This is a genomic window from Xanthomonas sp. F14 (assembly GCF_014199865.1).
Window position 1 is genome coordinate 108,324 of the sequence record NZ_JACHOM010000002.1, and the last position, 13,962, is coordinate 122,285.

Here is a 13,962-nt window from a genome sequence, read left to right on the forward strand (position 1 = left end):
GATGCGGCCGGCGTCACTGCCGGCCGCGTCATGCGTTTTTTGTCAGTCGCACTCGTTCCATGACATGCAAGGACTACGCGTTGATGCAAGGCAATCATTCTGGGGCGATGACGCGGCGGCAACTGCTGGCGCGTATCGGCATGACCGCTGGCGGCGCGATGATGTACCAGGCGATGAGCAGCCTGGGCATGGCAGCCGAATCAAATTTCAAAGGGCCGCTACAACTGGATGGCGACCCGAAGGGCGCCTCGGTGCTGATTCTGGGGGCGGGGCTGGCCGGCATGGCTGCGGCCTTCGAACTGCGCAAGGCGGGGTACCGCGTGCAGTTGCTGGAATACAACGACCGCCCCGGTGGGCGTAACTGGACGCTGCGCGGCGGCGACCGTTATACCGAACTGGGCGGGGCGACCCAGCATTGCCAGTTCGACGACGGGCTGTACCTCAATCCGGGGCCGTGGCGCATTCCGCATCACCACAAGGCGGTGCTGAGTTACTGCAAGCAATTCGGTGTGGCCCTGGAGGCGTTCAACCAGGTCAACTACAACGCGCTGTTGCACAGCCAGCAAGGCTTTGGCGGCAAACCGCAGCGCTTCCGCGCCATCGATGCCGATTACAAGGGCCACGTGTCCGAGCTGCTGGCCAAGTGCACGCAGCAGCAGGCGCTGGACCAGAGCGTGAGCCGTGAAGACCAGGAGGTGCTGTTGGAGTCCTTGCGCACCTGGGGCGCGCTCGACCACAAGTTCGGCTACGTCAAAGGCAAGGACAGCAGCGAGCGGCGCGGCTTTGCGCGGTATCCCGGCGGCGGCCTGTCGGGCAAGCCGGAGTTCTCCGATCCCTTCAGCGTGCAGGACGTGTTGCGCTCGCGTCTGTGGACCACGTTGGCGGCCGGCAACAACTACGAAATGCAGACCACCATGTTCCAGCCGGTGGGCGGCATGGACCAGATCGGCAAGGCGTTCGCGAAGCAGCTTGGCGATGCGATCACCTACAACGCCAAGGTCACCAGCATCGATCAGGACGGCAACGGCGTGCGTGTGTCCTGGCAGGATGCCGCGCACGGCGGCGAAGAACGCATCGCCAGCGCCGATTGGTGCATCTGCACGATTCCGCTGTCGGTGCTCAGTCGTATTCCGGTCACCGCCGGCGACGCGATGACCACCGCGATCGGCCAGGTGCCGTACGCGGCATCGGTGAAGGTGGGCCTGCAGTTCAAGCGCCGCTTCTGGGAAGAGGACGAGGCCATCTACGGCGGCATCAGCTATACCGATCTGCCGATCACCTTGATCAGCTATCCCAGCACCAACTATCACAGCCCCGGCAAGGGCGTGCTGCTCGGTGCCTACGTGTGGGGACTGGACGCCTACCAGTTCACCTCGATGCCCCCGGAGCAGCGTGTGCGCAAGGCGGTCGAATACGGCACGCAGCTGCATCCGCAGTATCCACGCGAGTTCGAGAACGGCATTTCGGTCGGCTGGCACCGTGTGCCGTTCACGCATGGCTGTTTCGGCATGTGGAGCGAGCAGGCGCGTGCCGAGCACTACACGCCGCTGTGCCAGATCGACGGGCGCCTGGCGCTGGCCGGTGAACACGTCTCCTATATTCCGGCCTGGCAGGAGGGCGCGATCTTGTCCGCGCACGATGTCGTCGGCCGTCTGCATCGCAAAGTGCTGGCCGGAGGAGGTCGCGCATGAGTCTGTTACCACGATTGGCCGCGGCCAGCTTCGTCGTTGCGATGGCTGCCTTGCTGGTGCCGCCGGGCGTATACGATGCGCAGGCGCAGAGTTCCGATGCCACCCAGCTGTTCCCGCAGCAGGGCTTTGCCAAGGCATCCGGCCAGGATGTCTACCAGGCGATCTGCCAGGGCTGCCACATGCCGGCCGGGCGCGGCGCGCAAGGTGCCGGCGAATACCCGGCGCTTGCCGGCAATCCCAAGCTGGCCGCCGGACCCTACGTCACCATGATGGTGCTCGACGGCCACGCCGGCATGCCCGGCTTCGGCGAGATGCTCAACGACCGCCAGGTGGCCGAAGTGGCAAGTTATGTGCGCACGCACTTCGGCAACGATTACGCCGAGCGCGTCACCGTCGACGACGTCAAATCGCTGCGCCACTGATTCCCCCTTTTCTCTCATGCAAGGAGTTGCCATGTCCCGTCCAGTGACAGCCGTCCTCACTGCCGCCCTGTTGTGGTCTGCGGGTCTCACCGCTGCGCACGCCGCCGAGGTGATCCGCCACAAGATTCCCAACAGCGATTTCCCCATCGCTGCCGCCGTGGAAATTCCTGCCGGCAAGGCCACTGTCTATGTCAGCGGCAAGGTGCCGGCGGTGGTGGATGCCAGTGCGCCCAAGGATTCGGCTGCCGCCTATGGCGACACCAAGGCGCAGACGGTGAGCGTGTTGAACCAGATCAAGCAGCAACTCGCAGCGCTCGGCCTGGGGATGGGCGATGTGGTGAAGATGCAGGTGTTTCTGGTCGGCGATCCGGCCATGGGCGGCAAGATGGATTTCAACGGATTCATGGAGGGTTACCGCCAGTTCTTCGGCACCAAGGAGCAGCCCAACCTGCCGGCACGCTCGGCCTTCCAGATCGCCGCGCTCGGCAACCCGCTGTATCGGGTGGAAATCGAAGTGGTCGCCGTTCGTCCCTGAAACCGTCGTGCCGTCCTGCTGGAGGTTGTCATGAAAACTGCTCTTTCGCGCCGCATGTTTCTGCGCGATTCCGCGCTGTTTGCCGGCGCTGCCGGTGCGAGTGCGCTGCCGCTGCTGGCCAGCGCCGCCGAACGTTCCGCCGCCATCGCGCCGACACCGGCCAGTGCGCTGTCGCCGGTGATGATCGGCTCCAACGAATTTCCCGATGGCCCGTCGGCGGCCGCGGTCAAGGCCATCGCGCAGATCGCACCGCAAGGCGGACGCTACCTGCGCGATGTGCAGAGGGAGCTGATGGATACCCTGGCCGCCGAGCTCAAGCTGCCGGTCAATCACCTGATGGCCTACGCCGGCTCCACCGAGCCGCTGGACTACACGATGCTGGCGTTCACCTCGCCCAGCGCCGCGCTGGTCACCGCCGACCCCACCTACGAATCCGGCTGGCGCGCCGCCACCCGCAATGGCGCAAACCTGATCAAGGTACCGTTGCGCAAGGACTTTTCGCACGATGTGCAGGCGATGTGCGCCGCCGACGCCAGCCCCGGCGTGATCTACATCTGCAATCCCAATAATCCCACCGGCTCGGTCACCGCACGCAAGGATCTGGACTACGCATTGGCGCACAAGCCCAAGGGCAGCGTGCTGGTGGTGGACGAGGCCTATATCCACTTTGCGCAGAGCACCAGCAGCGTGGTCGACATGGTCGCCGCGGGCGAGGACGTGGTGGTGTTGCGCACCTTCTCCAAGCTCTACGGCATGGCCGGCATTCGCCTCGGCTATGCGGCCGCGCGCCCGGACCTGCTGGCCAAGCTGATGTTCTACAGCGTCAACAGCCTGCCGGTGACCGCCGCCGCCGCAGGCCTGGCCAGCCTGCGCGATCCCGCACTGGTGCCGCAGCGCCGTGCACGTACCGCGGCCACACGCAAGGACGTGATGGAGTTTCTCGCCAAGCAGGGCTACGCCTGCACCGCCTCGGAGAGCAACTGCTTCATGGTCGATGTGAAGCGCCCGGCCGCCGGCTTCAAGGACGACATGGCCACCCATGGCGTGTTCATCGGACGCAGCTGGCCGGTATGGCCGACCTGGTCGCGCATCACCGTCGGCACCGACGCGGAGATGGCACGCTTCAAGCAGGCCTTCGTGCAGGTGATCGCCGGCAAGCGCGGCCCGTTGCCGCTGCTGGACGCCACGGCCGCTGTGCATGATCCGATGGATGCTTTTTTCCGTTACGCATGAGGCGTTACTCTGGCACCACCGGCGCATGCGAACGCGCTGGTGTGGCCAGGCGCGCTGGGCGTCGCGCATCCCTTAACGCAGGAGTGTTCCCTTGAAAGTGTTTTCGACATTTGCCGTGCTTGGTCTGGTGCTGCTGGCGCCTTCGGCATGGGCGCGTACCTGCGCCGTCACCATCACCGGCAACGATCAGATGAAGTTCGACCAGAGCGCGATCAAGCTGGCACCCGACTGCACGCAGGTGGACCTCACGCTCAAGCACTCCGGCAAGATGGCCGCCACGGTGATGGGGCATAACTGGGTGCTGACCAAGTCCGCCGACTTCCAGGCAGTGGCCAATGCCGGCATACGCTCCACCATTGCCGACAGCTATCTGCCCAAGGCCGACGCGCGCGTGATCGCGCACACCAAGGTGATCGGCGGCGGCGACAGCACCACGGTGAGCTTTCCCACCAGCAAGTTGAGCAAGGGCGGCGATTACACCTTCTTCTGCTCGTTCCCCGGCCACTGGGCGATGATGAAGGGCACGCTGAGTTTTGGTTGAGCTGTCATGTGCCGCAGGTGTGCGTGGCCGCGGCAGGAGTGAAGTGTGAGGGAGCTGGCACGCGGTCACGCCGCGTGCTCCAGAGCGATCGCGACCGGAGTGGGCGGCAGCGCCAACCAGCGTCGTGGACGCTGCTTCTGGTTTCGGCGTTGGCGCATCAGCGTCTTTCGCCGAACGCGATGTAGTCTGCGTTTTTAACGGGCTTTCCCGGTCAATCGGTTGATCTACTCGTAGCTTGGCAAGGCGATGGCATTGGCGTCCCGTGCAAAATGGTTGTTGATGAACGACCTGAGTGCGGGCCGGCTGGCCAGGCGGATGGCGTTGCGCAGCACTGCCAGGCCGAAGCGGGTATGCGGCCACAGCAGGCGCGGGACCAGCTTGGGAATGTTCTGCCCCTGTTTGACGAAGGGACGCATGATGCGTTCGTAGTAAGCGAAGGCGGTTGCCGGCGTGTCCGACCTGGCAAGCTCCCCGGCAAGGACGTAGGCACCCACGATCGCAAGCGTGGTGCCGATGCCGGACAGTGCGGTCGGGCACCATGCCGCATCGCCGGTCAGGACCACCCGACCGTTGGACCAGCGGTCCATGCGTACCTGGCGCAGCACATCGAAGTAGAAGTCGTCGACGTCCGTCATCGCATCCAGGATGCGTGGAAACTCCCAGCCCAGCGCAGAGAACTGCGCACGAATGAAGGCGCGCTGCTGCGCCACGCTCCAGCTGTTCTCGTGACCGGGTCGCTTCTGGATGCCAAGATAGACTCCCAACTTGCCGTCGCGTGCAGGTTTCACCACCGCTCCCCGACCACCCAGCGTGTTGTATTGCCGCGCATAGACGCCGTCACTGGCGATCTGCGGAATGCTCAAGTAGGCAATCGTCAGGTCCATCCAGCGCGGCCGATTTTCTTCAGGGAAAACCAGCTCCCTGGTGTGCGAGCCGACGCCCTCGGCGATCACCACAAGTGCATAGGTTTCCTGATGGCCGCCGGCAAAGGTGACCTGGACGCCGCCGTCGTGCTGCTCAATGTGTTCGATGCTGTCACCGAAGCGGAAGCGCACTCCTTGCGCCGCTGCGGCCTCGTAGATGATCCGGGCGATATCGCCGCGGCGGATTTCCATCTCCGCGGTCGGGCCGCCGTCGGTGTCGGAGTGCGCCGCTTCGAAGCGGCCGACCACGTGATTGTCTTCGGTGACCCAATCGGTGCCGCGCTCCCGGGTGCTGCGTTCGAGCAGCAGCGCCTCCAGGCCCATCCGGCGCAGCACGTCTCGCGCGGTGCCGCGCACGTCCACGTTCTGTCCGCCGTCGCGGAACGCCGGCGCGCGCTCCACGACTTCAACATCGCGGCCATATCTGGCAAGCCACCAGGCCGTGGTGGTGCCGGCAACGCTGGCGCCTGTGACAAGGATACGAGCAGCCATGCTGTGAGCTCCCGATAAAAATACATCATACATGATGTATTTTTATCGACGGAAGCCAGTGCCGGCGCTGGCGGTCAGCCTGGCGACGTCTCCGCACTGCCGGGCGGGGCCGCTGCGCGCAACAACCCGCGTTGCAAGGCCTGCGCCAACGCGCTTTCGCGGCTGCGTGCATCGAGCTTGCGATAGAGGTTCTTCAAGTGGAACTTGACCGTGTTTTCCGACAGGTGCAGACAGCGTGCGATCTGCTTGTTGGAATACCCGCGTGCCAGCTGCGCGAGCACTTCCAGCTCGCGCTCGCTGAAGATGTCGCCGGCCGGGTCCTCGTCGCCGCTGAGGCGTTCGAGCAGAGCCTGGATGGTGAGTGCGCGGGTGGTGCCGCCGACGGTCTGCGGGTCGTGTTGACGCAGCGAGCGCAGCATTGCCTTGGCCGGCAGTCCGAGTTCGACGATCGCCTGCCAGCTTTGCGTCAGCGCCACATGATCGAGCGCGCTGTACAGATGCGGCAGCGCCGCGGCCAGTTCGCCACGCTGCTGCAGCACCAGGGCGATGCGTGCGCGGGTGCGCGCGAGGTGGCACAGATTGTCATTGGCCAGGCAGGCCTGTTCGATCTGGCCCAGGATGGTCAGCGCGGCGCTGCTGCGTCCGGCCAGCCGGTGCCAGCGTGCCAGCGCAAAGCCCATCGCCGCGCGATCGCGCCAGCGGTGGGGCGAGCGCAGCGTATGCGCCAGGCCGGATTCGCCGCCGGTACGGGCGATCACCACATCGATGGCGGCATTGCCCGGATGTTCCAGCAACAGCATCAAGCGCCATGCTGCCGCCAGCTCGGACAGGCGTGTCAGCTTGCGCCCGTGGGCGATCTGTTCGACGTGTTCGAGCAGCGCCAGTGCACTGCGCCCGCTGTGGTCGCGCACACGCTCCAGTCCCAGCGCGGTGCCGTAGGCGGAGGCCAGCACGTCCATGCCGCCGTCGTGCTGTTCCAGCAATTCCAGCGCCGGATGCAGCAGGTCGGCCGCATCGTCGTGGTGGCCGCGTTCGTAATGCAGTTGCGCGAGCAGACACTGGCCGGCGGCCTCCAGCACGCGATCCAGTTGCGGGGTGCGCGCGCACCAGTTCAGGGCCTGCCGATAACAGGCTTCGGCGTCGCCGAGTTGCCCGCGGTAGAAAAAGCTCTGGCCCAATGCCAGCAACGCCTGGCTTGCGCCCGGTTCGCTGCCACCGCGCTGCATCGCGTCGCGTGCGTTCAAGGCGTAGCGTTCGGCCAATGCAAAGGCGCCCTGCGCAATGGCGGTGGTGGCGCAGATACACAGCAGCATGCCGCGGCCCAGATGATCGTCTTCGTCCAGCGCGGATGCCTGCGCGGCGATCTGGGTCAGGCCATGCGGATTGCCGCAGATTTCGTCGAGGCGATCGCGCAACAGCGCCACCACCACCGTGTAGTCGCGCTGCAAGGGCTCACGCAGCGCCGCTGGAAAGTCGCGGAAGCGTTCCAGCAGCAGGCGCGCATGGCTGAATTCGCCGAGCCTTGCGTGCAGATGCGCCTGGGTGAGATTCAGCGCCGGGGTGTCGCGGATGGTGCGGTGTTCGAAATGCCGGAGCAGTGCGCGCACCTCGTGCGTGCCGTGGGTCAGCACCAATTGCCAGGTGCCGGCGCGCGCGATGTAGCTGGCGGCCAGGTCGCCGCACTCGGCACGCGATGCGTGCCGCACCGCTTCGGCCAGATGCTGATGCTCGCCAAACCAGCGTGCGGCCCGTTGATGCAGGTGCGTGGCTTGGCCGGGATGTTCGCGATCGAGCAGTTGCTGCAGGAAGTCGGCAAACAAGGGGTGATAGCGGAACCATTCGCGCTCGCCATCCATGGGCACCAGCAGGCCGTGGAAATGTTCCAGCCGCGCCAGCAGCCGGCCGCTGTCGTCGCGCTGGCGCACCGCATCGGCCAGCGCTGCGTTGACGCGCTCCAGTGGGCTGGTCCGCAACAGCAGATCGCGCGTGTCGGCATCCAGGTCGTTGACCACCTGTTCGGCCAGGTACGCGGCAATTTGTGCGCTGCGGCCGGAGAAACGCGCGGCCACCTCCTGTTGACGTTGCACGCCGCCCTCCAGCCACAGGCGCGCCAGATGCAGCGCCACCGGCCAACCTTCGGTGTAGCGCAGCAATTCGTCCACTACCGGCGCCGGGACCTGGGGCCCCAGCAGTGCCTGCGCCTCGTGCTCGTCCAGCGCCAGTTGCGCACTGCCGAGACGGCTGAGCTGTGCCTGCAGGTCCAGCCGCTCCAGCGGCAGTGCCGGCACGCGCCGGGTGGCCAGCAGCAGGTGCAGGCGTCCGCCGCCGTGTTCGACCAGCCGCAGTACCAGCTCGTCGACGATGCCGCTGCCGAGCCGGTCATAATCGTCAAGAATCACGCTGATGCGCCGTGGCGCCGCGCGCAGCGCGCGGATCAGCACCGTCACCGCCTCGCGCGGATCCTGGTCGCGGTTGTGCAGCACTGCGGCGCACAGCGCCGGATCTGCACCTGCGTGCTGGATCGCCAACGCCAGATGGCCAAGGAAGCGCGCGGCATCGGCGTCCTCTTCGTCCAGCGACAGCCAGGCCACGGCCGCGTGCTCGCGTGCGCGCAGCTGCGCATGCCACTGCGCCAGCAGCGTGGTCTTGCCGAACCCAGGCGGTGCCAGCAGCAGGGTGAGTGGCCGGGCCTGGGCCTGATCCAGCGCCGCCAGCAACGCGCCGCGCACCACCGCACCGGTACGCGGCAGCGGCGGCTCCAGCTTGCTGGCAAGCAGCCAATCGGGAAGGGCGGAATCGCGCGACGGTGAGGGGCGCGGTGTGAGCAACGCAACAGGCTTGAGCATGAGGCGAGGGCGGCCCTGGCAAGCGTCGGCAGCGCGCCGGCTCGACACGCTGCAGATCGTGATGAAACAGCGGCGATGCAGATGGCGTCACCGTGACCGGCGACAACGTCATATCGGCTGCTTCGAGGGTCCCCACCCATGCCCATCCGTGGACACCTTTCAGAAAGGTATGACAGCCACAAGACAAAAGCAAAGCTTGTCGTTGCGCCGCCGCCTGAATGGCGCAAGCGATGGCGCAGGGTGCGTGCAAGCGCCAGGCAACAGCCGAGTCCATCCGGACGCCATGGGCCCGGACACGACGCCGGCGCCGCGCCTGTTCAGCGTCGGCGCGGAGTCGAGATACACATCAGCCATCGCCGATGGCGCGAGCCTTGCGGCCAGCGCCATCGGTGAGCATCGCGAGGCACGCGATCACGCCTGGCTTTCAACGCCACACAAGGTCAGCGTGTCCGCGCCAGCTCGCAGACAAGACGACGTCCGAAGACGCCTCAGTGCGCCACTTCCGCAAACGCCTCGCGCGCGGCGGCCAGCGTGGCCTCGATCACTGCCGCGTCGTGCGCGCTGGACATGAAGCCGGCCTCGTACGCCGACGGCGCCAGATACACGCCCCGCTGCAGCATCGCGTGGAAGAAACGATTGAAGGTGGTGATGTCGCAGGCAGTGGCCTGCGCGTAGCTCTCCACGATCTCGTCGGTGAAGAACAACCCGAACATGCCGCCGACCTGATTGGTGGTGACGGCAATGCCGGCCGCGCGCGCGGCATCTTCCAGTCCTTCGCACAACACGCTGGTGGCCTCGCTCAGGCGGGCATGGAAGCCGGGCTCCTGCACCAGCTCCAGCATCGCCAGACCGGCCGCCATCGCCACCGGGTTACCCGACAAGGTGCCGGCCTGGTAGATCGGGCCGGCTGGGGCAATCTGCTCCATCAAGTCACGCCGGCCGCCGTACGCACCCACCGGCATGCCGCCGCCGATGATCTTGCCGAAGGTGCTCAGGTCCGGGGTGACCCCGTAATGCGCCTGCGCGCCACCGAGCGCGACGCGGAAACCGGTCATCACCTCGTCGAAGATCAGCAGTGCGCCATGCCGGGTGCACAGCGTGCGCAGATGCTGCAGGTAGCCGGCCTGCGGCGGAATGCAGTTGGCGTTGCCGACCACCGGCTCGATGATCACTGCCGCCACGTCGGCGCCGATCTCGTCGAACAGGGCGGTGGCGCCTTCGAAGTCGTTGAAGCTGAGTGTCGCGGTCAACTCGCTGAGGCCGGACGGCACGCCCGGCGAGGTCGGCACGCCCAGGGTCAGCATGCCGCTGCCGGCCTTGACCAGGAACGAGTCGCCATGGCCGTGATAGCAGCCTTCGAACTTGACGATGCGGTTGCGCCCGGTGGCGCCGCGCGCCAGGCGCACCGCCGACAGCGTGGCTTCGGTGCCGGAATTGACCATGCGCACCATCTCGCAGGACGGCACCAGCCGGTGGATCGTCTCGGCCATGGTGACTTCGGCCGCACACGGCGCACCGAAGGACAGGCCGTCGCGGATCGCGCGCTCCACCGCTTCGCGCACCGCCGGGTGATTGTGGCCGGCAATCATCGGCCCCCACGAGCCCACGTAGTCGATGTAGCGGTTGTCGTCCACGTCGTACAGATACGGGCCATCGGCGCGCGCCACGAAGAACGGCTCGCCGCCGACCGACTTGAATGCACGCACCGGTGAGTTGACGCCGCCGGGCAGCAGCGTCTGCGCCTGGGCGAACAGGGCGTGGGAGCGGGTGTGGTTCATGCGCGCAGATCCTTGAGTGGTACCGAGTGGGGGCGGCGCGGCCCGACTGCGGGCAGCGCACTCGCCATTGTCAGGCTTGCGGCCCCCGTCCGCCTACCCACCAGGTGCCTGCCTACCCGTCGGAGCGGACGGGTAGGGCAGCCCGGCTGCCTATGATCGAACGGGACGGTATCGACGGTTTGGCATGAGCAGATGACCCGCGGTCATTGGCCTCCTGCGGCGGATGTTCAGAGAGTGTGATTCCGGTAGCCATTGGCGCCGTTCATTTTTGTCGCGTTGCCGACAGTTCCAGACTTGGGGGAGACAGCATGAACCGTAGTATCCAGAAGCGTGCCTTGGCGTTGGCGCTGGTCGTGGCCATGGGGAGCGTCCACGCGCAGTCCACCAGCGGCAGCATCGTCGGCAGCGTGGGGCAGAGCAGCGGCACCAGCGTGCTGGTGGAAAACAACAGCGGGTTCAGCCGCGAAGTACCGGTGGATGCGCGCGGCCGTTACACCGCCGGCAACCTGCCGCTGGGCACCTACAAGGTCACCGTCAAGCGCGACGGCGCGGTGGTGGAGACGCGCGAGAACGTCGCGATCACCGTCGGCGCCAACACCGACGTCTCGTTCGCTGCCGCGTCGGGCAGCGGCATGCAGACCCTGGACAGCGTGACCGTCACCGCCGCAGGCCTGACCACCATCGACGTCAGCAGCGTGGACACCCGCACCGTGGTCACCGCCGAGCAGCTGCAACAGCTGCCGCTGGGCCGCACCGCCGAGGCAATCGCGCTTCTCGCACCGGGCGTGGTGGTCAACAGCGGCGGTTTCGACAATGGCCCGCTCGGCGGCTCGCTGCCCAGCTTCGGCGGCTCGGCCGCCAGCGAAAACGCCTATTACCTCAACGGTTTCAACACCACCACCATCAGCAACAACCTGGGCGGCCTGACCCTGCCGTACGGCGCCATCGACCAGCAGGAAATCTTCACCGGCGGCTACGGCGCGCAGTACGGCCGCGCCAATGGCGGCGTGATCAACCAGATCGGCAAGCGCGGCACCAATGAGTGGAAGTTCGGCGCGGCGGTGATCTGGGAGCCGAACGGTCTCAAGGCCAATCAGCGCGACATCTATTGGCGCCCGGACAGCCAGGGCAGCACGATCAACAACGCCGCCTACCGCTACGCGCGCTCGGCCAATGGCCTGTATCAGCCGGCGAGCGAGGCCGAAGCCAACCAGACCACCTACAGCGCCTATGTCGGCGGGCCGATCATCCAGGACAAGCTGTTCTTCTTCCTGGCTGCCGAACAGGTGGATTCGGACGGCGTACGCGTCGGCACCAATCGCGACACCGACAACGGCCGCACCGGTGGTCTGACCGACTACGACTACAAGCAGAAGCGCTGGTACGCCAAGGTGGACTGGAACATCACCGACAACCACCTGATCGAAGTGACCGGCGCCAGCGACGAGGCAGAGACCAATGGGTCGATCTACCGCTACGACTACCTGGCGCGTGAGCGTGGCAGCTATATCACTAACGACGCGACCTGGAAGACCGGCCCGACCCTGTTCACCGGCAAGTACACCGGCTATCTCAGCGACAACCTCACCGTGACCGCGCTGTACGGCAAGATGAAAACGCCTGACGAGCTGACTCAGTACAACTACAACGCTGAGAATGGCCCCTTCATTGACAGCACCGCATTGCAAAATCCTGCCTACACGGGCGGTACTCCCATAGAAGGACGGCAGCCGGTAAATACGGCGATCACGTCGCCTGATCGTGCCTACAAGAAGGACAATCAGCGTCTGAACCTTGAGTGGCGCATCGGTCACCACACGCTCAACTTCGGTATCGACAACCAGAAGTCCGAGGGTATCGATGTTGGTTCCCAATTACGTGGCCCTGGATACTCGTGGACCTACGGCCAGACCGATGATCCTAACGGTGTAGGGACGGGCGGGCTGGTCAGCCAGTCGGCCAACGAAGCCGGCGGCATCGGCGCACCGAGCCCGGGCCTGGTCGATCCGGTCAACGGGTCCAGCGGCTATTACGTGGTCCGCAACATCAACACCAGCCTGTATTCCTACGAGGCCAAGCAACGCGCCTATTACATCGAAGACAAGTGGCAGGTCACCGACAACCTGCTGCTGAGCATCGGCCTGCGCAAGGACGAGTTCACCAACTACACCCCGTTCGGCGACCCATACATCGAAGTGGATAACGCCTGGGCGCCGCGGCTGGGCTTCAGCTGGGACGTCAACGGCGATTCCAGCCTGAAGGTGTTCGGCAACGTGGGCCGTTATTACCTCGGCCTGCCGTTGTCGGCAGTGAGCCTGTTCACCCCGGCCACCACCACCGATACCTACTTCACCTACAGCGGCATCAACGCCGATGGCACGCCGATCCTGGCGCAGCAGCTGGGGTCGGCCGTGTCGGCCAACTCGCGTTTCGGCCGCATCGCCGACGTGCGCACCGCGGTGGTCAAGGACATCGAGGGCGAGAACCAGGACGAGGTCATCCTCGGTTTCACCAAGCAGCTGGACACCGGCTGGGTGCTGGGCGTGCGCGGCACGCATCGCCGGCTCAATGCGGGGATCGACGATCAGAACTACGACGTTTCCAATACGGCGTTGATTGCCGCTGCGGCCGCCCAGGGTGTCACCATCGACTTCTCGCAGGTTGCCGGTGCATCGCTGATCAATCCGGGCCAGACCAACACCTGGGGCGTGATCGGCACCGATGGCCAGTTCCATGAGGTGTCGGTGAGCCGCGAGGCGGCCGGCTTCCCGAAGTTCAAGCGCAATTACTCGGCGGTCGAATTCAATCTGGAACGTCCGTTCGACGGCAAGTGGTACGCCAAGGTCAACTACGTCTGGTCGCATAGCTACGGCACCACCGAAGGTCAGGTGCGTTCTGACCTGTGGCGCACCGGCGGCGCTTTGGGCAGCTACCAGGGCCAGGCCTCGGTTTCCACCACGCAGAGCTGGGACCACGCGGCGCTGATGGAACACTTCAACGGCGATCAATCCAACGATCACCGTCATCAGCTCAAGCTGTTCGGTTTCTACCAGTTCACTCCGCAATGGGGTGCGTCGGCCAACTTCAGCCTGATCTCGGGCGCGCCGCACAATTGCCTGGGCAACTACTACGGCGACAACTACACCGGCACCGACCCGGCCGGCTACGGTGGCAGCGCGATCACCGGCGGTCCTTACCACTACTGCTACAACCCGGAGACCGGCACCGGCGTGGCGTCGCCTCCCGGCTCGCAGGGGCGGCTGGGCTGGATCGCGCAGCTCGACATGGGCGTGACCTACAAGCCGGCATTTGCCGCCGGCAAGCTGGCACTGCGCTTTGACGTGTTCAACATCACCAACGAGCAGACCGCAACCAACATCTACCCGTTCTCGCAGCTGCCCGACAACACCACCAACCCGCTCTGGGATCAGGTAGTGGCCTACCAGGCACCGCGCTCGGGCCGGGTGACATTGAGCTACGACTTCTAATCGCGCCAGGCGA

Annotated in this window: 9 protein-coding genes; 6 read left to right on the forward strand and 3 right to left on the reverse strand. The window is 65.7% G+C overall.

Annotated features, from left to right (window positions below; translation table 11 throughout):
- The first annotated feature begins 83 nt into the window (after positions 1-83).
- The 5 genes from GGR73_RS09000 to azu all read left to right on the forward strand — a co-directional run bounded on the left by GGR73_RS09000 (position 84) and on the right by azu (position 4,422).
- On the forward strand, positions 84-1,691 hold the full coding sequence (locus GGR73_RS09000) for a flavin monoamine oxidase family protein (RefSeq protein ID WP_184456953.1): 1,608 nt from the start codon (positions 84-86) through the stop codon (positions 1,689-1,691).
- Positions 1,688-2,113 carry a c-type cytochrome gene (locus GGR73_RS09005; RefSeq protein ID WP_024938098.1) on the forward strand — a complete coding sequence of 142 codons (426 nt, stop codon included), beginning with the start codon at positions 1,688-1,690 and terminating at the stop codon, positions 2,111-2,113. Before GGR73_RS09000 ends, GGR73_RS09005 begins: the two co-directional genes overlap by 4 nt.
- Positions 2,114-2,144: 31 nt before the next feature.
- A complete protein-coding gene (locus GGR73_RS09010; RefSeq protein ID WP_039519172.1) occupies positions 2,145-2,648 on the forward strand; it encodes a RidA family protein in 504 nt (167 codons plus the stop codon).
- Positions 2,649-2,678: 30 nt separating this feature from the next.
- Entirely contained in the window at positions 2,679-3,881 is a 1,203-nt protein-coding gene (locus GGR73_RS09015) for a pyridoxal phosphate-dependent aminotransferase (protein WP_184456609.1), read from the forward strand.
- Between the two features lie 91 nt (positions 3,882-3,972).
- Positions 3,973-4,422, forward strand: coding sequence for an azurin (gene azu / locus GGR73_RS09020; protein WP_016903022.1), 450 nt, complete (start codon positions 3,973-3,975; stop codon positions 4,420-4,422).
- Between the two features lie 224 nt (positions 4,423-4,646).
- Here the strand turns inward: azu and GGR73_RS09025 are convergent, their stop codons facing one another.
- The 3 genes from GGR73_RS09025 to hemL form a co-directional block, all read right to left on the reverse strand.
- Complete coding sequence (locus GGR73_RS09025) at positions 4,647-5,837, reverse strand: FAD-dependent monooxygenase (protein WP_184456955.1); 1,191 nt, start codon at positions 5,835-5,837, stop codon at positions 4,647-4,649.
- Between the two features lie 74 nt (positions 5,838-5,911).
- A complete protein-coding gene (locus GGR73_RS09030) occupies positions 5,912-8,683 on the reverse strand; it encodes a LuxR C-terminal-related transcriptional regulator (protein WP_184456611.1) in 2,772 nt (923 codons plus the stop codon).
- A gap of 488 nt (positions 8,684-9,171) precedes the next feature.
- Positions 9,172-10,461, reverse strand: coding sequence for a glutamate-1-semialdehyde 2,1-aminomutase (gene hemL, locus GGR73_RS09035; protein WP_024938103.1), 1,290 nt, complete (start codon positions 10,459-10,461; stop codon positions 9,172-9,174).
- A gap of 308 nt (positions 10,462-10,769) precedes the next feature.
- Here hemL and GGR73_RS09040 point away from each other — a divergent pair, with 308 nt between their 5' ends.
- Positions 10,770-13,949: a TonB-dependent receptor gene (locus GGR73_RS09040; RefSeq protein ID WP_184456613.1), complete on the forward strand. Its 3,180-nt coding sequence runs from the start codon at positions 10,770-10,772 to the stop codon at positions 13,947-13,949.
- Positions 13,950-13,962 lie beyond the last annotated feature (13 nt).

Coding starts and splice junctions, on each gene's coding strand:
- hemL (WP_024938103.1), bottom strand. CDS start 10,461: ATGAACCACACCCGCTCCCACGCCCTGTTCGCCCAGGCGCAGACGCTG.
- GGR73_RS09040 (WP_184456613.1), top strand. CDS start 10,770: ATGAACCGTAGTATCCAGAAGCGTGCCTTGGCGTTGGCGCTGGTCGTG.
- GGR73_RS09015 (WP_184456609.1), top strand. CDS start 2,679: ATGAAAACTGCTCTTTCGCGCCGCATGTTTCTGCGCGATTCCGCGCTG.
- GGR73_RS09005 (WP_024938098.1), top strand. CDS start 1,688: ATGAGTCTGTTACCACGATTGGCCGCGGCCAGCTTCGTCGTTGCGATG.
- GGR73_RS09000 (WP_184456953.1), top strand. CDS start 84: ATGCAAGGCAATCATTCTGGGGCGATGACGCGGCGGCAACTGCTGGCG.
- GGR73_RS09025 (WP_184456955.1), bottom strand. CDS start 5,837: ATGGCTGCTCGTATCCTTGTCACAGGCGCCAGCGTTGCCGGCACCACC.
- GGR73_RS09010 (WP_039519172.1), top strand. CDS start 2,145: ATGTCCCGTCCAGTGACAGCCGTCCTCACTGCCGCCCTGTTGTGGTCT.
- GGR73_RS09030 (WP_184456611.1), bottom strand. CDS start 8,683: ATGCTCAAGCCTGTTGCGTTGCTCACACCGCGCCCCTCACCGTCGCGC.